The organism is Bacteroides propionicigenes (assembly GCF_018390535.1).
GTDB classification, from domain to species: domain Bacteria; phylum Bacteroidota; class Bacteroidia; order Bacteroidales; family Bacteroidaceae; genus Bacteroides; species Bacteroides propionicigenes.
Map to the genome: position 1 here is coordinate 256,390 of NZ_JAHBBW010000003.1, position 19,982 is coordinate 276,371.

Genomic DNA, 19,982 nt, shown 5'->3' on the forward strand with positions numbered 1-19,982 from the left:
AAAGATAGACCTTTTTTGTATTTTGCTACTCTTTCTCGCTAACTAATTTTATAACGGTGATTTCGGGCCATGCGCCAAAGCGGAAAGGCAGTCCTACGTAGCCTGTGCCGACATTGACATATAATGCACGTTTGCCTTCGTAGTACATACCGGACCATTCCGGATAAATGAGAGAGGCTAACGAGTGCCCTAACATTTCCATTTGCATGGCATGGGTATGCCCGGAAAGGGTAAGCTCTATGTCAGAGTCCGGCAAGACTTCACGTCGCCAGTGGGTGGGGTTATGGCTGAGCAGAATACGAAACATCCCTTCTGTTCCCCGTAGGGCTTTGGGCAGGTCGGCAAACTGTGAGAAAGGTGGTTCACCATCATTCTCGACACCTACCAGCGCGATGCTGTCACCTTTGTGACGCAGGATGGCATACTCGTTATTCAGCATTTTCCAACCCATCTCTTTTTGCTGACTTATTAAATATTCCAAGTTGGCAACTTCCTCTTTCCTGTTGCGCCAACGGTAATATGTGCCGTAATCATGATTGCCGAGAACGGAATATACTCCGTCGGGTGCATGAAGCTGCGAAAGTATTTCTTTGAAATTATCCAGTTCGTGACTTTGCTGATTAACCAAATCACCGGTAAAGACAATGATATCTGCTTGTTGCTCGTTCACCAGCTTTACCAAATGCTGAACGGCTTCCTCTTTTCCCTGCCAACTGCCTATATGTATGTCTGACAGTTGCAGGATGCGGTAACCGTTAAATTCTTTGGGAATATTGGCCGACCTGTATTCCACCTCCTTTACTTCAAAACGTGTAATACCCGCCATTGCTCCATAAAGGATATTGGTAAAAGTGATTGCACCTAATATTATGCCGAGAAGCGTATAAGGAAGCCGGTGGGCAACGAAAGGATAGCGGGGGTTCCTGAATGGCGTATGGAAAATGATGAATGACAGCAACCGGCTGATTCCCCGCATCAATATGCCCAGCAGTGAACAGAGCATAAATACCGTTTTGGGAACGGCAAACAACATTACCGCCACCGCCAGTCTGCCGATGCTTTGAGGATGATGTGACAGGGCATTATCTCCTGTCAGATAGATGTAGTAGATGTATATAGCTACCAGTATGGCGGTAGGAAGCCAATAGGCGCTGCGCCAGATGATATTACGCGTTTTCTTAACAATGTACACCAAATAGATGTACATATCCGGTAAAAGCAGGAATAAGATAAGTATAAGGGTTATTCGGTGCATATATCTTCCAGTTCTTCTATATTCTTTTTAATGCTGTCGAGGTGTTTGTAGATGACTTTCTTATAAATGAAATATATGAGGATTACATCCCATATGATACAGAATCCCAGCATGATAGCTTGTACTATGAGCGGCATCGTATAGTAATCCATCACCCAGTAGAACAGTGCGGTGAAGATGACTGCCCAAATAGCCACTGCCCATACTTCGTAACGAGTCCAGCAGCGGAATGTGGTCATGCGTCGGCTTACTTCGGCTACGGACATTTCGTCTACCCTCGTATTCCTGTTCCAAAGGTAGGTTTTCCAGTCCCACCACATGCCGCCGAGGATAGTGGCGGTGATGAAGGCCAAGAATAGGGCTGTCTTGGTTTGTAAGTGTTCGTTGAAGCCGAAGGTGGGGAGCAGGAGCCATATCAACAAGATAATAGCCAGACCGACCGCACCCACTCCGAGTGAGAAGCGTTGCAGGATTACGAGTCGTCCCAGGCTACGGCGGGTATTCGTTTTATAGCTTGCAATCAGTTCCTTAATTTGTTTTTCATCGGCGATAGGTTCCTTTTGCAACTGTGCATCCAATGCATTCCATGATTTTTTCAGTTCGTCCAGTTCCATATATTATTCCTCCTTGTTCATCTTTTTCAGTTTGTCTTTAATACGGCTGAGTTTAGTGGCCACATTGGTTACAGTCAGTCCGGTGATTTCGGCAATCTCTTCATAGCTTTTCTCTTCCAGATAAAGCAGGATGATGGACTTCTCCAGTTGTCCCAATCGGTTTATCATCCGGTAGAGTTGCCGTAACATGGCTTGCGTTTCGTCATCCTCTTCGCTGCGGTCGGCTTCTTGTGTGAGGGTTACAATCTCCGGAATGTTCTTTTCTTTCCGGATGAAGCTGATACAGGTATTCAAGGCGATACGGTAAATCCATGTCGAGATTTTACATTCCCTTCTGAATTTGGGAAACGCTTTCCAGATGTTGAGCACTACTTCCTGATATAGGTCGCTAAGAGTCGCGTTCGGAGTGGTGTATAAGTAACACACCTTATAGATAACGCGTTCATATTCCCGTATGACGGACATAAACTCTTGTTCTATATTTTCCATTGTATTGTTTCTCGAATCGCTTTTATTTTGTTTGTCGTAACAGAAACCGGAAAATCACACTTTTAGCATTCAACTCTTCAGATTTTCTGCAAGAAACTTTCGCATTTCATCAATCGGCTTACCGCGTCGGCGGGCATAATCTTCCAATTGGTCTTCGCCAATCTTGCCTACGGCAAAATAGTGTGACCGGGGATGTGAAAACATAAGTCCGCAGACAGAGGAATGCGGATACATGGCTCCGTTTTCGGTTAGCGTGATGCCTATTTGTTTCATATTCAGGAGTTCGTCCAGTATGAAGTTTACGGACTGGTCGGGCAGGGAAGGATAACCCACTGCCGGACGAATACCCTGAAATTTCTCAGCCAGTAAGTCCGGGATGGAGAGTGACTCGTCGGGAGCATATCCCCATGCCGCTTTACGTACATATTCGTGCATTTTCTCTGTTGCAGCTTCGGCGAGCCGGTCTGTCAAAGTTTGTACAAGGAGATGTTTGTAAGGGTCGTCTTGGTAGTAACCTTCGCTCTCCGCGCTGATGGAAGAGGCAAAAAGGCCTATCGTATCGGCTATTCCGGATGAAAGGGGGCGTATGAAGTCGCTCAGGCAGAGAAACGGGCCTCCATCCGGACGAGGAGTCTGTTGGCGGAGCAGGGGGAACACCGTATCTTCAATAATGAGGTTGTCTCCTTCTGCATTAGCACGGCACAGCCTGTAGATGCACTGAACCGTAAGGGATTCATCCAGCCGGTTGAGTATCCTGTTGGCTTCCTTAAACAGTTGCATGGCTTCGGCAGCTTTGGCACGTTCTTCTTGTGGAAAAGCCGCAAGCCACATGGCGCGGCAGGAATCACAGCCGTGAATGTTGGCGATTGCCGCAAACTTGGGTTGGAAGCCCCAAGCATGGAAAAAATAAATCCAGTTGATGTAGGGACTTACCTCGTGGACTTTATAATTGATAGTTGGCAATTGATGATGTATATATAGGTTATTCTCTGAATCGGTTAACATATTACGCTCCGGCTGACGGGTAATCGAATCTCAGTTCTTCACCGCGATAAGAATCATCCACCGTATCGCCATTGTAGACAAGATGTCCGTTGGCAAATGTCTTTTCCACTTTCCAGTTGAACGTATGTCCTTCTAAAGGACTCCAACCGCATTTACTCAAAATCTTGTCCGTAGTAACTTCCCAAGGAGAGTTGGGACGTACCAGCACTAAGTCTGCCTGATAGCCTTCGCGGATATATCCACGTTGACAGATGCCGTATATTCGGGCAGGAGCATGACACATTTTTTGGACAATCGTTTCCAATGAGAAAACTCCTTCGTCCACCAGTCCGAGCATACTGACGAGAGAAAACTGTATCATGGGCATACCGGACATCGCTTTCAGTGCGCCTCCCTCTTTTTCACTCAGCAGGTGAGGGGCATGGTCGGTAGCTATCACATCAATCAATCCGGAATTGACAGCCGTCCGCAGAGCTTCCCTGTCCGCTTTTCGTTTGACGGCAGGATTACACTTGATGCGTGCGCCCAGACTGTTGTAGTGAGATAGTGAAAAAAGTAAATGTGCTACACAGGCTTCGGATGTGATATTCTTGTCTTCCAAAGGCTCATCACTGAATAGTCGCAGTTCTTTGGCGGTGGACACGTGCAGAATATGCAGGCGTGCTCCTGCAATCCTTGCCAGACGGATAGCCAAATCGGAAGACGTATAACAAGCCTGAACGGAGCGGATGCCGGGGTGGGCGTTGACGGGAATCTCGTCCGCTCCTTGATATTTTGTCTTGTATTTCTCGATGTTGGCTTTTATTATTTCCTGATCTTCGCAATGGGCGGCAATCAGCATATCCGTACCATTGAATATTTTCAGCAGACTATTCATCTTGTCTACCAGCATATTGCCGGTGCTGGAACCCATAAACAGCTTGATGCCGCAAACACGATGTTTGTCCAGCTTGTCAAATTCCGTATAGTTATTGTTGGTTGCACCGAAGTAGCAGGAGTGGTTGACGATACATTTTTCATTCAGCAAGTCGAACTTGGCATTCAGGGCATCCAGTGTTACAGTCAGCGGATTGGTGTTGGGCATATCCATAATGGATGTCACACCGCCGGCGGCTCCCGCACGGCTTTCCGTCAGGATATCCGCTTTATGGGTAAGGCCCGGGTCGCGGAAATGCACGTGGTCGTCAATGATGCCGGGCAACAGGTAGCAGCCTGTTGCGTCAATCACTTCTTCACAAGGAGCGGAGAGAGGTTTCCAGTTGGTGAGAACTTCGGCGATGCGTCCGTTTTCTATAACGACCGAACCTTGGATGGACTGTCCTTCGTTGACAATCGTAGCGTTGTGTATCAGCGTCCTTTTCATATCTTTAGTTTTTTAAGTTTGGATATTTATGAAACCAGCTATTCCACTTCAGCCGGATAACTCCGAACACGGCTTCTCCGAAAATGCTGCTGTTCATCTTGGATGTTCCCAGTTCGCGGTTGATGAAGATAACCGGTACTTCCTTCACATTCGCCCCGCATTTATAAGCGGTGAACTTCATTTCTATCTGGAAAGCATAGCCTTTAAAGCGGATGCCGTCCAGATTGATGGTCTGCAATACCCTGCGGCGGTAGCACACAAAGCCGGCAGTGGTATCGTGGATGGGCAGCCCCGTAATGATACGTACATATTTGGAGGCGAAATAAGACATCAGTACACGTCCCATAGGCCAGTTCACCACATTCACGCCGCTGACGTAGCGTGAGCCGATAGCCACATCCGCCCCTTCTTCGGCACAAGCCCGGTAGAGGCGGGGTAGGTCTTTGGGGTTGTGGCTGAAATCGGCATCCATTTCGAATATATATTCATAGTCGCGTTGCAACGCCCATTTGAATCCGGCTATGTAGGCCGTGCCCAAACCCAGCTTTCCTTTGCGTTCCACCATAAACAGGCGGTCGGAAAACTCCTGCTGCAAGTCTTTTACGATAGCGGCTGTGCCGTCGGGTGAGCCGTCTTCGATGATAAGTATGTGGAATCCGTGCTCCAAGGCAAAAACGGCACGGATGATATTCTCGATGTTTTCCCGTTCGTTGTAGGTGGGGATGATGACAATACTGTCTGATGTCTGCATATTCATTGAAAATATATGGGGCTTATTAATGGGAACAAATGTAGTGCTTTTCTATTACTTACAGACAAAACTAAGGATTATTTATGTATTTTTGCAACGGAAATTCACCGTAACAATGATTATTACCGAACTGCAACAATTATATGCCGCCCATCTCAATGTAGAGGGTGTGTGCAGGCTGCTAAAGGACAATTCCGTCCGTCATCTTTATTGTAGCGGCTTGTGCGCTTCTGCCGCTTCGCTGTTTTCGTCCGTGCTGGTACAGCGGGCGGAATGTCCGTTTGTTTTTATCCTCGGCGATTTGGAAGAAGCCGGATATTTCTATCACGACCTGACACAGATTTTGGGAACCGAACAGGTGTTGTTCTTCCCCTCCTCCTTCCGCCGTGCCATAAAATACGGGCAGAAAGATGCCGCTAACGAGATTCTCCGTACGGAAGTGCTGAGCCGCCTGCAGAAAGGCGAGGAAGGGCTTTGTGTAGTTACCTATCCGGATGCGCTGGCAGAAAAGGTTGTTTCCCGTAAGGAACTGGGAGATAAAACCTTGAAACTCCATACGGGCGAAAAGGTGGATATGAACTTTGTTACGGAGGTGCTGCGCAGTTACGGTTTCGAGTACGTGGATTATGTGTACGAGCCGGGGCAATATGCCGTGCGCGGCAGCATTATCGATGTATTTTCCTTTTCTTCCGAATTTCCTTTCCGTATAGACTTCTTTGGAGATGAAGTGGAGAGCATCCGTACTTTTGAGGTGGAGAGCCAGCTTTCCAAAGAGAAGAAAGAAGATATTGTCATAGTCCCCGATTTGAGCCGTAGCTTGGAGCAGGGCGGCAATGGCGGAATGGTATCTTTCTTGGATTTCCTTCGGCCGGACACCTTGCTGGCGATGCGTGATTTCCTCTGGTTGCGTGAGCGCATTCAGACCGTTCACGATGAATCGCTGACCGCTGCTGCCATTGCCGCCCGCGAGGCCGAAGAAAACGGTGCAATCTCTCTGGAAGGAAAGTTGATTGACGGGGGAGAATTTACCTTGCGTGCACTCGATTTCCGCCGTATGGAATTCGGCGCGAAGCCTACAGGAACACCGGATGCGACAGTGTCATTCAGTACCGCCGCACAACCTATCTTCCATAAGAATTTCGACTTGGTGGCGGAAAGTTTCCACGACTATCTTTCCCGCAACTACACCCTCTATATATGCAGTGACAGCCTGAAACAAACCGACCGTATCCGTGCTATCTTTGAAGACCGGGGAGATGATATATCCTTTACCTCCGTTGAGCGTACCTTGCATGAGGGTTTTGCCGATGATACTTTGCGTCTCTGCATCTTTACCGACCACCAGCTGTTCGACCGTTTTCACAAATACAACCTGAAAAGCGATAAAGCCCGTAGCGGCAAGGTGGCTTTGAGCCTGAAGGAGTTGAACCAGTTTACTCCCGGAGATTACGTGGTGCATACCGACCACGGCGTGGGACGTTTCACGGGACTGGTGCGTATTCCTAACGGAGATACGACGCAAGAAGTGATGCGTCTGGTCTATCAGAATGACGATGTGGTCTTTGTCTCCATCCATTCTTTGCATAAGGTTTCCAAGTACAAAGGCAAAGACGGTGAAGCCCCCCGCCTCAACAAGCTGGGTACCGGTGCATGGGAGAAATTGAAAGACCGCACCAAAACCAAGATTAAGGATATAGCCCGCGACCTGATAAAGCTCTATTCGCAACGGCGCGAGGAGAAGGGCTTTCGATACAGCCCCGACAGTTTTCTGCAACGGGAACTGGAAGCGTCTTTCATTTACGAGGATACCCCCGACCAAAGCAAGGCAACCGCCGACGTAAAGGCGGATATGGAAAGCGCCCGCCCCATGGATAGGCTGGTATGCGGCGACGTAGGCTTCGGCAAGACCGAGGTTGCCGTGCGTGCCGCTTTCAAGGCGGTGGCGGACAATAAACAGGTTGCCGTCCTCGTTCCCACCACCGTTCTTGCCTATCAGCATTTCCAGACTTTTAAGGAACGTCTGAAAGGCCTGCCTTGCCGTGTGGAATATCTGAGCCGTGCCCGGACGGCGGCACAGGTCAAAGCCGTTATCAAGGGTCTTGCGGACGGTGAGGTGAATGTCCTTATCGGAACCCACCGCATTCTGGGTAAAGACGTTAAGTTCAAAGACCTCGGCTTGCTGATTATCGACGAAGAACAGAAGTTCGGTGTCTCCGTCAAGGAGAAGCTCCGCCAACTGAAAGTGAACGTGGATACCCTGACCATGACCGCCACACCCATTCCCCGCACCTTACAGTTCTCCCTGATGGGTGCGCGCGATTTGAGCGTCATCCAGACGCCGCCGCCCAACCGTTATCCCATTCAGACGGAAGTGCATACGTTCAGCGATGAGATTATCACCGATGCCATCAACTTCGAAATGAGCCGCAACGGACAGGTGTTCTTTGTAAACAACCGCATTTCCAATCTCTCTGAACTGAAAGCGATGATAGAGCGCAACATCCCCGATTGCCGTGTATGCATCGGTCACGGGCAAATGGAACCTGCCGAACTGGAAAAGATTATTTTCGACTTTGTCAATTATGATTATGACGTATTGCTCGCCACTACCATTATTGAGAGCGGCATCGACATACCGAATGCCAATACCATCATCATCAATCAGGCGCAGAATTTCGGCTTGAGCGACCTGCACCAGATGCGCGGTCGTGTGGGGCGCAGCAATAAAAAGGCCTTCTGCTACTTGCTGGCTCCTCCCTTGTCCTCGCTTACGCCGGAAGCCAAACGCCGCTTGCAGGCCATCGAGAACTTCTCCGACTTAGGCAGCGGCATCCACATCGCCATGCAGGACCTCGACATTCGCGGTGCGGGCAATATGCTTGGCGCAGAGCAAAGCGGCTTCATTGCCGACTTGGGTTACGAAACTTATCAGAAGATATTGTCCGAAGCCGTACATGAGCTGAAGACCGACGAGTTTGCCGATCTCTATGCCGACGAACTGAAAGGCGACGGCACTATCAGCGGCGAGCAATTTGTAGACGAGTGCCAGGTAGAGAGCGATCTTGAATTGTTGCTGCCCGCCACTTACGTCACCGGTAGCAGTGAGCGTATGTTGCTCTATCGCGAACTGGACGGTCTGACGCTGGACAAGGATGTAGACGCCTTCCGCGCCCGCCTCGAAGACCGTTTCGGACCTATTCCCCCCGAAACGGAAGAGTTGCTCCGTATCGTTCCCCTACGCCGTCTTGCGGCACGTCTGGGAACGGAGAAGGTGTTCCTCAAAGGTGGTCGTATGACGCTGTTCTTTGTCTCCAATCCGGACAGCCCTTACTATCAGAGCCGGGCTTTCGGCAAAGTCATTGCCTACATGATGAAATACACCCGCCGTTGCGACCTGCGGGAGCAGAATAACAAGCGGAGTATGGTGGTGAAGGATGTCACTACCGTGGAAGAGGCTGTGGTGGCGTTGCAGGAGATTGTGGCGATGCAGGTGGAAGAATAGGTTAGTCTGTTGTTCGCTTGATATATATCTTGTGTGACCCTCTGCCAGTATGGCCGATTCCGCTTTCAGGCATTTCGCTCCACTGTTTCAGCTCTTGTGCAGCGGCGTTGCGCAGTAGTCCTGTCAGTTCGCAGTAATCACCTACTTTCAGTAACGGATGTGACTCTAAATAGTCCTGCGCCAGTTTCAGCCGTTGTTCGGCGGTGTAGCGTGAGGAAGAGTACCGGAACTTCCATTTAGAGCGGTCCAGTATGCAACTCCGTCCTGTCTCGTAGATAAAATCCTTGTCTGCACGGAAGTTGATGTTGTCCACACAGATACTTCTTACGTTGCGTTTTTGTCCGCCTTGTTCGGCGCTTTCCCGTTCAAAGCCTTCGCGCAGCCCTAATGAGGGAGTGAATACACCCAGTCCGTCCACTTTCACCGAGTGCCCTTGCCCCATTTCACGGGCTATGGCTTGGGTGAGTGATTTTACCAGTCCGACGATGTCGCCGGGAGTGAAAGTGCTGGCGTAGTTGATGTGTTGTGCAAGGTAATCCAAGTCTACTTGTCCCCAAATCTTGATGCGGGGGAAGAGTATTTTTTCGCCGTCTTCGTTGGGAAGATTAGAGGTCTGCATTTGATATTCTGCCATGATATTTCTTGTTGTTTACGGGTTGATAATTCGGTGATTGATGTCCGTCCTGCATAGGGCTAAGGAAGAAGTGGCATGGGATAGGGACAGAAGTAGGCAGACTTGCTTACCGAGGAGGCTTAACCTATGCTTTAAACTGTATCTTCAGTTTAAAGATATGTATCTTTAGGCTGGAGATGGCGGTCTTTAACCTAAAGATGTTCATCTTGAGCGTAAAGATACGGCTTATTTCCTATATGAGCAAGCTTTTCTCCTAAGAAGTGGGTGTTTGAAAACAGGAGTGTGTATGTTTCTTTATGGATAGCTGACGGTTAGTATCTTCTTATCCTTATATGTATAGGGGCGGCATCAGCTCCTGATACCCGTGTTTTTGTATGCGAATATTTTAGAATTTATTATAGTGTCATTCAGATTATATTTTAGTGGAGTCAATCTACCCGTAAAAGCCTTATTTACAATAAAAAAGAGGAAAATCATCTCTGAATTTCCTCTTATCTTTTGGGGTGACTGAAGGGACTCGAACCCTCGACATTCAGAACCACAATCTGACGCTCTAACCAACTGAACTACAGTCACCATGTTGTTGCATTTCTTAAATGCGGTGCAAAGATAGGGATAATCTTTGATATTACAAATATTTCGATGAATATTTTCAATTAAAAATAGCTATTTGTTATTCTCATAAATTCCTGTGTTGTGCTGTAATAGGAGATTTCGTGAGTTTTTTATAAAGATATTCAGGCGATTACGAGCCGATTCCGGTAAGTTGTCAGCCGATGAGTAGGAAGGATATAAAATGTAATTTTTTTCTCCAGTGAGAGTGGGACGAGCGGTCCACACCAAGGTATATCCACACCGGATGACACGGGAGAATGGAAAAGAAGAGACAAAAGGCTTGAGTGACGGTGAATAACTCAAATTGTTTTGCAATGGATGAATAGGATTGGGAAGAGGATATTTTTCAAGTTCTAGCGTAAAGATAAGGCCACCGTCCGTATTTGCGGTACTCATGTTGGAGATGAAGTTTCCTAAAGAATAGACAACAGCATGTTGTTGATTGCCATCCTTGCGTAATTCCATAGGCTGGATTACGTGTGGGTGTGAACCAATAATATGGGTTACTCCTTGTTCCAGCAGCCAGTCAGCAAGTTCGCGTTGCGCGTGATTAGGGAGTGATTGATATTCTTCTCCCCAATGCATACAGGCTATAATGGCGTCCGGACGTACGGCTTGAGCACTATGTATATCCTTTAGAATTGTTTCTTTGTTGATATAATTGACAATGTTGGGCGCAGATGCTTTGATTCCATTAGTACCGTAAGTGTAGTTGAGTATAGCTATGCAAAAACCTTTTTTCCGGATGAAAAGAGGATAGTGTTGCCTGCGTTCCATGCTGTTACGGTAAGTGCCTGCATGGGGTATGGAGAGAGAATCCATTTGCGCGATAGTACGTTCCAGTCCTTTCTTGCCACGATCCAGACAATGGTTGTTTGCGGTAAGAAGAACATCGAATCCTGCATCTTTGATAGCTTGCAGATATTCGTCGGGTGCACTGAAAGTGGGATAACCTCGGTAGGGTTTTCCACCGAGAGTTACTTCAAGGTTGCCTATTGCAATATCGGCACGGGAGATTTCTTTCTTTACGAGGGAGAAATAAGAGGAGTAATCATATTTCCCGCCGGAAGTACGGGCAGCATCTATTTGTGCTTGATGTTGCATCAAGTCTCCTACAAATAATAGTGTAATCCTTTCCTGCGAGGAAAGGGTTACACTATATAGTAGAGAGATAAGGGTGATGAGGGCTTTCATCATCCTTGTTATTGGTAAATAGCTTTCTTGCCTGCCAGAAGTGTGTTTTTCATTAAGGAGACAATGGTCATCGGACCTACACCACCGGGCACAGGAGTGATGAATGAACATTTTGGAGCAACCTCATCGAACTTGACGTCACCGGTCAGTTTGAAGCCGGATTTTTTGGTTGTGTCCGGTACACGAGTAGTACCTACGTCAATAACAACTGCACCTTCCTTCACCATTTCCGCTTTTACGAAGTTGGGTTGCCCCAATGCTGCGATAATAATATCGGCTTCTTGGCACTCTTTTACCAAATCCTTGCTGCGGCTGTGACAAACGGTTACCGTGGCGTCACCCGGGTAAGCTTTTTGCATCATGAGGGCAGCCATAGGTTTACCTACGATGTTGCTGCGTCCCAGTACAACACATTTCTTTCCGGAAGTTTCTATTTTGTATCTTTTCAGTAGCTCGAGAATACCGTTGGGGGTTGCGGAAACGTAGCAAGGCAGCCCTATGGACATACGTCCTACATTGATAGGATGGAAGCCGTCCACGTCTTTGCGATAGTCGATGGTTTCGATCACTTTCTGTTCCGAGATATGTTTGGGTAAGGGTAGTTGGACGATAAAACCGTCTACATCTGCATCCTCATTCAGCTCGCGCACTTTCGCCAGTAACTCTTCTTCCGTTACATCTGCCTCATAACGAATTAGCGAGGATTTGAATCCGCATACTTCACAAGCTTTTACTTTGGCGGCTACATAGGTTTCGCTGCCACCGTCGTGTCCTATAAGGATAGCTGCCAAGTGAGGACGTTTTCCGCCGCGTGCCACTATATCAGCTACTTCTGCTGCAATTTCCTGTTTTACTTGTTCGGAAATTGCTTTTCCGTCAATTAGTGTCATATTCAATATTGTTGTATTAGTTATTATTTGCATAGCATTATTCGCAAAAGTAGACTAAATAACCGAATAAAGCAAAAATCCCGCCGATTTCATTTAATATATGAAATCGGCGGGATGTATGTGCAGAGACTTTTTTCTTATCTTTTCAGTTTCGGCATCATCTTGCCCATTTTGCTGCCGGTCACCATTTTCATCATTTTACGGGTCTGGTCAAACTGTTTCAGTAAGCGGTTTACTTCTTGAATATTTGTGCCGCTACCTTTAGCGATACGTTGACGACGTGATCCGTTCAGAATTGCCGGGTTGCTGCGTTCTTCCGGGGTCATGGAGTAGATGATTGCTTCGATGCTCTTGAAAGCGTTGTCATCAATATCAATATCCTTGATGGCTTTGCCAACTCCCGGTATCATGGAAGCAAGTTCTTTCAGATTACCCATTTTCTTGATTTGCGCAATCTGACTCAGGAAGTCGTTGAAGTCGAACTGATTCTTCGCAATCTTCTTTTGCAGACGTTTGGCTTCTTCTTCATCATATTGCTCTTGTGCGCGCTCCACCAATGATACGATGTCACCCATACCGAGAATGCGGTCGGCCATACGGGCAGGGTGGAACTGATCGATAGCATCCAACTTTTCGCCGGTTCCGACAAACTTGATAGGCTTGTTTACTACGGACCGGATAGAAAGAGCGGCACCACCGCGGGTATCACCATCCAACTTGGTCAATACCACACCATTGAAGTCTAAACGCTCATTGAATTCTTTGGCGGTGTTTACGGCATCCTGACCGGTCATGGAGTCTACCACAAACAAGATTTCGTTTGGGTTAATGGCAGCCTTGATTGCAGCAATTTCGTTCATCATCTCTTCGTCTACCGCCAAACGACCGGCTGTGTCGACGATTACGAGATCATATCCTTTTTCTTTAGCTTCCTGTATGGCGTTTTGGGCTATGGCTATCGGGTCTTTGCTGTCCGGTTCGGAGTACATGGGTACTTCAATCTGCTCTGCCAGTACGCGTAACTGTTCGATGGCAGCGGGACGGTATACGTCGCAGGCTACCAATAAAGGCTTCCTGTTCTTTTTAGTTTTCAACATGCGTGCCAACTTTCCGGAGAAAGTTGTCTTACCGGAACCCTGCAGACCGGACATCAAAATAACAGCCGGTTTGGAGTCTATATTGATTTCCGCTGTTTCACCACCCATGAGTTGCGTTAACTCATCGTGTACGATTTTTACCATTAATTGGCTGGGTTTTACGGCTGTCAGTACGTTTTGTCCCAAAGCCTTTTCCTTAACGGTATCGGTGAAGTTCTTGGCAACTTTATAGTTTACGTCGGCATCTAGAAGTGCTTTACGCACGTCTTTCAGTGTTTCCGCTACATTAATCTCGGTGATTTTACCTTCACCTTTCAAAATTTTAAACGACCTCTCAAGTCTCTCGCTTAAATTATCGAACATATTATCTTATTACAATTACTAAATTACAATTTACTCTTATTGAGGCGCAAAAGTACAAAAAATACCTGTAACTGCCTTCTTTTAAAGGCAGAATATTATTGCAACCTTGCAGCAGGATAGGTGAAAAGAATGGTCGGACCTTCCGGTGCATCAGCGAGAACTTGATAAGTACCACCAAAATGCTTTAGCAACAAACGGTTGATTTCATGCCGTATAGAACTTTCCTGACCATTATGTTTTCTGTCAGCTAAAGGTGAGTTGATTACTTTGAAGTATAAAATATCTTCACTTTTATCTAAACTGAAATGGACTTCATTGTGCTCTTGGACTGTTAAAGGGCCCGTTAGTGTACTGATTATCATTTGCATTATCCGGTTGCAGTCAGTGTGTATAATATACTCTTGTACCGAACTTTGGAAGCGAATGTGCAGATTGCTATTTTGCATTTGTGCGGAGCATACGGCATCATTACAAAGTTGGACTACGTCATAGTTGGTCAACTGATATTTCATCATGTCGGCTTCCAGCCTTGATAAATCCAAAACATTGTTTACCAATAACATCAGTTTTTCTGTGTTTTGTTGTATGATATCAGAATATTCCTTACGGCTTTTCTCATTGATGTCTGTATCAGTGGCTATGAGTTGTGAAAAGCCAACTACGCTGTTAAGTGGTACGCGAATAGCGTGGCTCATGTTGGATAGGAAGCGGCTTTTCTGTTCATTGGCTTCTTCTGTTTTCCGGGTAGCTTCTTGTGTCTCTTTTTCGGAAAGTTTAAGCTCTCGTCGTATTCGGCTAATGCGTATTGTGTAAGTGATACATAATATTAATATGATAGCTACTACCGCTAAAATAATAATTTGTATATATCCTTTTAACCGTCCTTGCTCCAATATTAGTTGGTTGAAGTGATAAGATTCTTTTATTTCTTCCAATTGTTGGCTGGATACAGCGACACTTAAAGAGTCCTCTATTTGAGTAGCCTTTTCATAGAGTGGTAATGCTTCGGCATACCGTCCCATTGCTTTCAGGATGTCGGCTTTATAGCCTGTTTCTTCAGCATAATCAGATATGTCGAAATTGTTTTTTTGTACAAAACGGATTGCGCTATCGGCAATGGCAAGAGCTGTGTCATATTCTTTGAGGGAGAGATGATATGCGATTGCCATATTCTGATAAATAACCAAGTAGGGTAGGAAAGTGTTAGGAGTAATGTATGAAGAGCATTTTTCATAATGCTTTTCTGCCAGTTTTTTATTGCCGGTCTCTATATATAGATAAGTGTAATACATTTCTACGTACAGATATTGACTGGACATGCTGTTTAATACTGCCGGATTGTTGTGTATTATATCGTCCAGTACTTTTCGGGTCTTGTCTAAATATGTTTTGAGGTCGGTATAGTTTTTTACTTGTTTGCTGAAAGCGATAAGCTGACTCAAAATATTAATTTGTGTACCGGGATGAGTAACTTGTGGTAATAACTCGTAGAGCCTTTTGAGCACTTTGTCTTCATCTTTCCAGCGGTTAGTTTCGTGGTAGATGTTGGCCAAGCATTGGTAGGCGGAAACTTCTCCGGTCACACTCTTTATGCTTTGAGCTTTTTCCAACATTTTGGATGCTTCGTTAAAAGCATATTCGTATTGGTAATTGTATATATAGGTATTGATAAGTAACTTTTGTGAATCGAAGTAGACTTTCCAGTATTGAATACTTTGGGCTATGGGTTTTATCAAGTCAACCCATTTACTTATGCTGTCTTGTTCGCCGTCATTGTTATAATAATAGAGAATCTGGAAATATGCACCATCGCACATATGCAGTTTATTGTTTTGTAATTGTGCTTCTTTGTATAGCTCTTGAGCGTATTTGAGTGCGTGAGAAGTGCCTTGAGAAGATAATATTATTTGTTGAAGTACTTTTAAGCGAGTGATGTCGTGAGGTAATGTGGGTAGTACTGTCAGTAAGCTGTCAGTAATTGATGACGTATAATCTTTGCTCCAACCGGAAAATATTTGCAGGGTAAAGAACAGTATGAATAGTAATCTTCTCATTGTGCTTCCTTCTCTTTATTATTGATGGTGGTAGGTTGGATAGGGTGCGTAAATACAAACCGTGAACCATCCTTGTAATCAGTGTCAATCCAAATTTTGCCGCCAAAGTGCTCAACAATCAGCTGGCAGATAGACAGCCCTAACCCACTTCCTTGCGCATTCTCGTCCAGCTTCTCAAAACGGTTAAATATTTTGTCTTGTTTTTCAGGAGCAATCCCGCATCCGGTATCGGTTACTGAGAATAATGCCATATTGTCCTGCATATCCAATGTAAGAGTTATGCTGCCTTCTGTTGTGAACTTGGTCGCATTGATGAGTAAGTTTATAAGCAATTGTTGCAAGCGAGCTTCATCAGTGTATAGTTCAAGCTTCTTTAAAGAAGTTTGAAACGTAACAGTAGCGGCTGTTTGCTTTATTTTGTCTACGGTGTCAATAACGTTTTGACAAAGGAAAATGGCGTCATGAATTCCGAAATGAAATTGCATTTTTCCTCTCTCCAGACTGGATAGGTCTACTACATCGTCTATTAACTTTAATAATAAATCTGAATTTTGCTGAATAATGTCATTGCATTGTTTGCGTATCTCTGTATCTATATTACTATCGGTCAGTATGGAAGAAAAACCGGAAAGTGCGTTTAAGGGAGTACGTATTTCGTGACTCATATTCGACAGGAACAGGCTTTTGGTGCGAATAGAATTCTCTGCATTTTTTTGTGCTTTGTCCAGCTTTTGTCTGGATACCGCCAAGTGTTTGTTTCCCTTTTTTATGCGGAAAGCAAAGATCGCAAATATACTCAGGATGATGATACTGCCTATGATCAGATAAAATAATATTCGGTTTCTCTGTGCTTGATTGTCCAATTCAAGACGGTCTACTTGATATACAATATGTAGTAAGTTTATTTGAGAAGTGTAACTATGAGCATCGATAGAGTCACGTGTGGCCCTAATAGTATGATATGCTTCGCAAGCCTCTTTGTACTGTCCTAATTCTTTATGTATGTAAGCTATCTTCTTTCGAATTTTTAGATAATTATTATATACATCTACATTGTTGGATTTGCTGGCAAGTTCTATAAATATTTTAGCTGCTTTTGTATAATCTCCGGTTTCTCGCGCATATTCAGCCTGCATATATCTCAAGATGCTGGTATGGAAAGAAGAAGGCATCCGGTTGTTAGTATTTTCAGCTTCACTGATGTATTGCCGGGCTTTATCCAAGTCATTGTTACGCAGGTAATAGTAGGCCTGATAGGCATAAAGAAGAAAAGGATTCAGATGCCTGTTCTTGTAAATTTCACTCATGCGCTCTAAATAGGCTTTGGCTTCGTCCATACGCTTGAGTTTGATGAGAGTAGGGATTAATTGTATGAATATTTTCTCCTGTACTTTCTCCGTATCGGGTATTTTCTTCAAAATCTTGATTGCTTTTTCATACTCCTCTTTGGCTTCAGATCTCATGCCGGCATTGAGGTAGATGTCTCCAAACGCAAAATAAGACAGGGAAATACCTATGTTGCATTCCATTAATCGAGCTTCGGTCATCATGGCATTGGCTTTTTTCAAGGCTTCGGATATTTGAGCCCGAAAGGAATAAGCATACACAGCCATCTGTTTCATGAGAAACATATGTTTGTAATCTTTCTTTTGGCGGAAGATGTCCACGATTTCATCTTCCCATTGAATGATGTCAGCTGGTGTTGCATCTTTGGAATAGGCCAGATTGTTGTCCATCAACTCCTTGATAAGATGAAGATGCTGGTTGTTCGTAGCTTTTGAAACAGAAAAAGCCCAGGGGTATATCCCAAGCAATAAAAAGATTAAGATTATGTTTGTTCTATATGTTTTCACCTTCTTGTTCTTTTCATTACACGAAAGAAATAATAACGTGTGGCAAAAATAATTAAAAAAGAGCGGAATAATACAATTATCCCGCTCTTTTTATTTCTTGTTGCTATTTCTTGTTTCTAATAAGAACTTAGCTGTTCATGCTCATTAAGAATTCATCATTGTCTTTGGTTTTTTCCAAACGGTCTTTTACGAAATCCATTGCTTCTATCGGATTCATGTCGGCAAGGTATTTGCGGAGAATCCACATACGATCCAATGTTTGCTTATCTTGTAGCAAGTCGTCACGACGAGTACTGGAAGCAACGATGTTGACAGCCGGGAAGATACGTTTGTTGGACAGGTTACGGTCGAGCTGTAACTCCATATTACCTGTACCCTTGAATTCTTCAAAGATTACTTCATCCATCTTAGAACCGGTATCGATAAGTGCCGTTGCAAGGATAGTTAACGAACCGCCTCCCTCAATATTGCGGGCAGCACCGAAGAAACGTTTGGGTTTGTGCAGTGCATTGGCATCCACACCACCGGACAGTACTTTGCCTGAGGCTGGGGAAACGGTATTATAAGCACGTGCTAAACGGGTTATTGAGTCAAGGAAAATGACAACGTCGTGTCCGCATTCTACCATTCTCTTGGCTTTCTCCAAAACAATGCCTGCGATTTTTACGTGACGTTCTGCCGGTTCGTCGAAAGTGGAGGCGATGACCTCTGCGTTTACAGTACGTGCCATATCGGTTACTTCTTCCGGACGTTCGTCAATCAACAGCATAATCATGTAAACTTCCGGGTGATTGGCTGCAATGGCATTGGCAATGTCTTTCATTAAGATAGTCTTACCTGTTTTGGGCTGTGCTACAATTAATGCACGTTGTCCTTTGCCGATGGGAGCGAAAAGATCTACTACGCGAGCAGACATGGAATCAGAATATCCTCCTTTGCAAAGTTTGAATTTCTCATCAGGAAAAAGTGGGGTAAGATGTTCAAATGGTACACGATCGCGTACAAAAGCCGGATCACGCCCGTTAATTTTGGATACCTTTACCAGCGGGAAGTATTTCTCACCTTCCTTGGGGGGACGGATAACGCCTTCCACAACATCACCGGTCTTTAAGCCGAATAACTTGATTTGTGATTGTGAAACGTAGATATCGTCGGGAGAAGAAAGGTAATTGTAATCGGATGAACGCAGAAAACCATAGCCGTCTTGCATGATTTCCAATACACCGGTTCCGGTAAGTATATCGTCGAATTCGTATGCCTTTTCACGTTCTATTGTAGGTTTGCGTTCGGGAGCAACATTGTTTTCATTATTGTTTTGTTGCTGGGTGGGACGCTGTTGCTGCTGTGCAGGACGTTGACTGTTATTGTTGTTACGATTATTGTTATATGGAGTATTGCTTTCGCGGGGACGGAGACGGGGACGCTGTTGTTGCGGTTGTTCTGCAGCAGGAACGGGAGTTTCTGCTTTAGTAGCTTCAAATTTTCCGATGAGTTCTGATGGTAATTCTATTTTTTCCGTAGGCAGGTCCTCTATAGGGATAAAATCGTCTTCTACTTCCGATAAGATAGGACTTTCATCCGGTGTGGGTTGGGGTTGGGGGATTGCAGCAACTTTTTTGAGTTCTGCCTTTTGGGGCTCTGTGATTTCTGCTTTAGCTTCTGTCTGAACGGTTTTAGGTGTCTTGGACGCTTCGGTAGCTGGAACTGCTTCTTGTTTTATTTTACGAGGACGTCCCGGTTTACGTTTGGGAGTTTCAGCTTCTGCTACAGGAGCAGCAGCAACCGGTTCTTTTGCGGCTTCTGCAGCTTGTACAGCAGCTTGTGAGACCGGCGTTTCTTCGTTTTTTCCTTTTGTAAGGTCTCCATTTTTGTTGGTTGTGAACACCTTGTCGGCTCCTTCTTTCTTGACCGTTACGCGAGAACGTTTTTGTTTGTCTCCCTTACGTTCTTCTTTTAATTTGTCGGCTGCTACTTTCTTGGTTGCTCCTGCAATAGCTTGCTCGTCAAGTATTTTATAAACGAGCTCTTCTTTTTTGAGAGAATCAGTTTTTTTGATACCCAACTCTTGGGCAATAGCTTGCAATTCCGACAAATTCTTGTCGTTTAATTGAATAATATTATACATACAGTATATGTGTGAATGGTTTTTACTTATTTGGTAAGTCTACCTTGTAAATTATGATTTAATAGGGATATTTATTATTGAACCGGAAATCTGACTAACAAACCTTACCTCAGTAAAGAGTGACAGAATGTTTCAACGGTGCAAAGGTAATAATTATTTTTGGTTTCATAAATAAATC

General features: G+C 45.1%; 14 protein-coding genes and 1 tRNA gene. 1 reads left to right on the plus strand and 14 read right to left on the minus strand.

Going from position 1 to position 19,982, the window contains the following annotated elements; all coding sequences use genetic code 11:
- Positions 1–25 precede the first annotated feature (25 nt).
- The 6 genes from KG118_RS06360 to KG118_RS06385 all read right to left on the minus strand — a co-directional run bounded on the left by KG118_RS06360 (position 26) and on the right by KG118_RS06385 (position 5,483).
- Complete coding sequence (locus tag KG118_RS06360; RefSeq protein ID WP_117711424.1) at positions 26–1,255, minus strand: metallophosphoesterase; 1,230 nt, start codon at positions 1,253–1,255, stop codon at positions 26–28.
- Positions 1,243–1,869 (minus strand): hypothetical protein, encoded by a 627-nt coding sequence (locus KG118_RS06365; protein ID WP_117711425.1) that lies wholly within the window; start codon positions 1,867–1,869, stop codon positions 1,243–1,245. The genes KG118_RS06360 and KG118_RS06365 overlap by 13 nt, the downstream gene beginning before the upstream one ends.
- A 3-nt stretch (positions 1,870–1,872) precedes the next feature.
- Positions 1,873–2,358, minus strand: a complete 486-nt coding sequence (locus KG118_RS06370) for an RNA polymerase sigma factor (protein WP_117711426.1) — start codon at positions 2,356–2,358, stop codon at positions 1,873–1,875.
- 69 nt (positions 2,359–2,427) lie between these two features.
- Positions 2,428–3,363 (minus strand): vitamin B12 dependent-methionine synthase activation domain-containing protein, encoded by a 936-nt coding sequence (locus KG118_RS06375; RefSeq protein ID WP_117711427.1) that lies wholly within the window; start codon positions 3,361–3,363, stop codon positions 2,428–2,430.
- A gap of 1 nt (position 3,364) precedes the next feature.
- Positions 3,365–4,726 (minus strand): dihydroorotase, encoded by a 1,362-nt coding sequence (locus tag KG118_RS06380; protein WP_117711428.1) that lies wholly within the window; start codon positions 4,724–4,726, stop codon positions 3,365–3,367.
- A gap of 4 nt (positions 4,727–4,730) precedes the next feature.
- On the minus strand, positions 4,731–5,483 hold the full coding sequence (locus KG118_RS06385) for a polyprenol monophosphomannose synthase (protein WP_117711429.1): 753 nt from the start codon (positions 5,481–5,483) through the stop codon (positions 4,731–4,733).
- A 109-nt stretch (positions 5,484–5,592) separates the two neighbouring features.
- Between KG118_RS06385 and mfd the strand changes: the two genes are divergently transcribed.
- Positions 5,593–8,979, plus strand: a complete 3,387-nt coding sequence (gene mfd, locus KG118_RS06390) for a transcription-repair coupling factor (protein WP_117711430.1) — start codon at positions 5,593–5,595, stop codon at positions 8,977–8,979.
- A gap of 1 nt (position 8,980) precedes the next feature.
- On the opposite strand, the gene KG118_RS06395 is transcribed toward mfd, so the two are convergent.
- The 8 genes from KG118_RS06395 to rho form a co-directional block, all read right to left on the minus strand.
- Positions 8,981–9,613, minus strand: a complete 633-nt coding sequence (locus tag KG118_RS06395) for an HU family DNA-binding protein (RefSeq protein ID WP_117711431.1) — start codon at positions 9,611–9,613, stop codon at positions 8,981–8,983.
- A gap of 499 nt (positions 9,614–10,112) precedes the next feature.
- A tRNA-His gene (locus tag KG118_RS06400) sits at positions 10,113–10,189 on the minus strand.
- 90 nt (positions 10,190–10,279) lie between these two features.
- On the minus strand, positions 10,280–11,422 hold the full coding sequence (locus KG118_RS06405) for a CapA family protein (RefSeq protein ID WP_199598765.1): 1,143 nt from the start codon (positions 11,420–11,422) through the stop codon (positions 10,280–10,282).
- Between the two features lie 8 nt (positions 11,423–11,430).
- Positions 11,431–12,312, minus strand: a complete 882-nt coding sequence (gene folD, locus KG118_RS06410; protein WP_117711481.1) for a bifunctional methylenetetrahydrofolate dehydrogenase/methenyltetrahydrofolate cyclohydrolase FolD — start codon at positions 12,310–12,312, stop codon at positions 11,431–11,433.
- Between the two features lie 137 nt (positions 12,313–12,449).
- Entirely contained in the window at positions 12,450–13,772 is a 1,323-nt protein-coding gene (ffh, locus tag KG118_RS06415) for a signal recognition particle protein (protein WP_117711433.1), read from the minus strand.
- A 95-nt stretch (positions 13,773–13,867) separates the two neighbouring features.
- Positions 13,868–15,826: an ATP-binding protein gene (locus tag KG118_RS06420; RefSeq protein ID WP_117711434.1), complete on the minus strand. Its 1,959-nt coding sequence runs from the start codon at positions 15,824–15,826 to the stop codon at positions 13,868–13,870.
- A complete protein-coding gene (locus KG118_RS06425; RefSeq protein WP_118323457.1) occupies positions 15,823–17,562 on the minus strand; it encodes a tetratricopeptide repeat-containing sensor histidine kinase in 1,740 nt (579 codons plus the stop codon). The genes KG118_RS06420 and KG118_RS06425 overlap by 4 nt, the downstream gene beginning before the upstream one ends.
- A gap of 244 nt (positions 17,563–17,806) precedes the next feature.
- The gene (rho, locus tag KG118_RS06430) at positions 17,807–19,804 is read right to left on the minus strand and encodes a transcription termination factor Rho (RefSeq protein WP_117711436.1); all 1,998 of its coding nucleotides are present in this window, start codon (positions 19,802–19,804) and stop codon (positions 17,807–17,809) included.
- Positions 19,805–19,982 lie beyond the last annotated feature (178 nt).

What these genes read in the sequence shown, in the direction of transcription:
- KG118_RS06360 (WP_117711424.1), bottom strand. Translation starts at nt 1,255, where the DNA reads ATGCACCGAATAACCCTTATACTTATCTTATTCCTGCTTTTACCGGAT.
- KG118_RS06365 (WP_117711425.1), bottom strand. Translation starts at nt 1,869, where the DNA reads ATGGAACTGGACGAACTGAAAAAATCATGGAATGCATTGGATGCACAG.
- KG118_RS06370 (WP_117711426.1), bottom strand. Translation starts at nt 2,358, where the DNA reads ATGGAAAATATAGAACAAGAGTTTATGTCCGTCATACGGGAATATGAA.
- KG118_RS06375 (WP_117711427.1), bottom strand. Translation starts at nt 3,363, where the DNA reads ATGTTAACCGATTCAGAGAATAACCTATATATACATCATCAATTGCCA.
- KG118_RS06380 (WP_117711428.1), bottom strand. Translation starts at nt 4,726, where the DNA reads ATGAAAAGGACGCTGATACACAACGCTACGATTGTCAACGAAGGACAG.
- KG118_RS06385 (WP_117711429.1), bottom strand. Translation starts at nt 5,483, where the DNA reads ATGAATATGCAGACATCAGACAGTATTGTCATCATCCCCACCTACAAC.
- mfd (WP_117711430.1), top strand. Translation starts at nt 5,593, where the DNA reads ATGATTATTACCGAACTGCAACAATTATATGCCGCCCATCTCAATGTA.
- KG118_RS06395 (WP_117711431.1), bottom strand. Translation starts at nt 9,613, where the DNA reads ATGGCAGAATATCAAATGCAGACCTCTAATCTTCCCAACGAAGACGGC.
- KG118_RS06405 (WP_199598765.1), bottom strand. Translation starts at nt 11,422, where the DNA reads ATGAAAGCCCTCATCACCCTTATCTCTCTACTATATAGTGTAACCCTT.
- folD (WP_117711481.1), bottom strand. Translation starts at nt 12,312, where the DNA reads ATGACACTAATTGACGGAAAAGCAATTTCCGAACAAGTAAAACAGGAA.
- ffh (WP_117711433.1), bottom strand. Translation starts at nt 13,772, where the DNA reads ATGTTCGATAATTTAAGCGAGAGACTTGAGAGGTCGTTTAAAATTTTG.
- KG118_RS06420 (WP_117711434.1), bottom strand. Translation starts at nt 15,826, where the DNA reads ATGAGAAGATTACTATTCATACTGTTCTTTACCCTGCAAATATTTTCC.
- KG118_RS06425 (WP_118323457.1), bottom strand. Translation starts at nt 17,562, where the DNA reads ATGGACAACAATCTGGCCTATTCCAAAGATGCAACACCAGCTGACATC.
- rho (WP_117711436.1), bottom strand. Translation starts at nt 19,804, where the DNA reads ATGTATAATATTATTCAATTAAACGACAAGAATTTGTCGGAATTGCAA.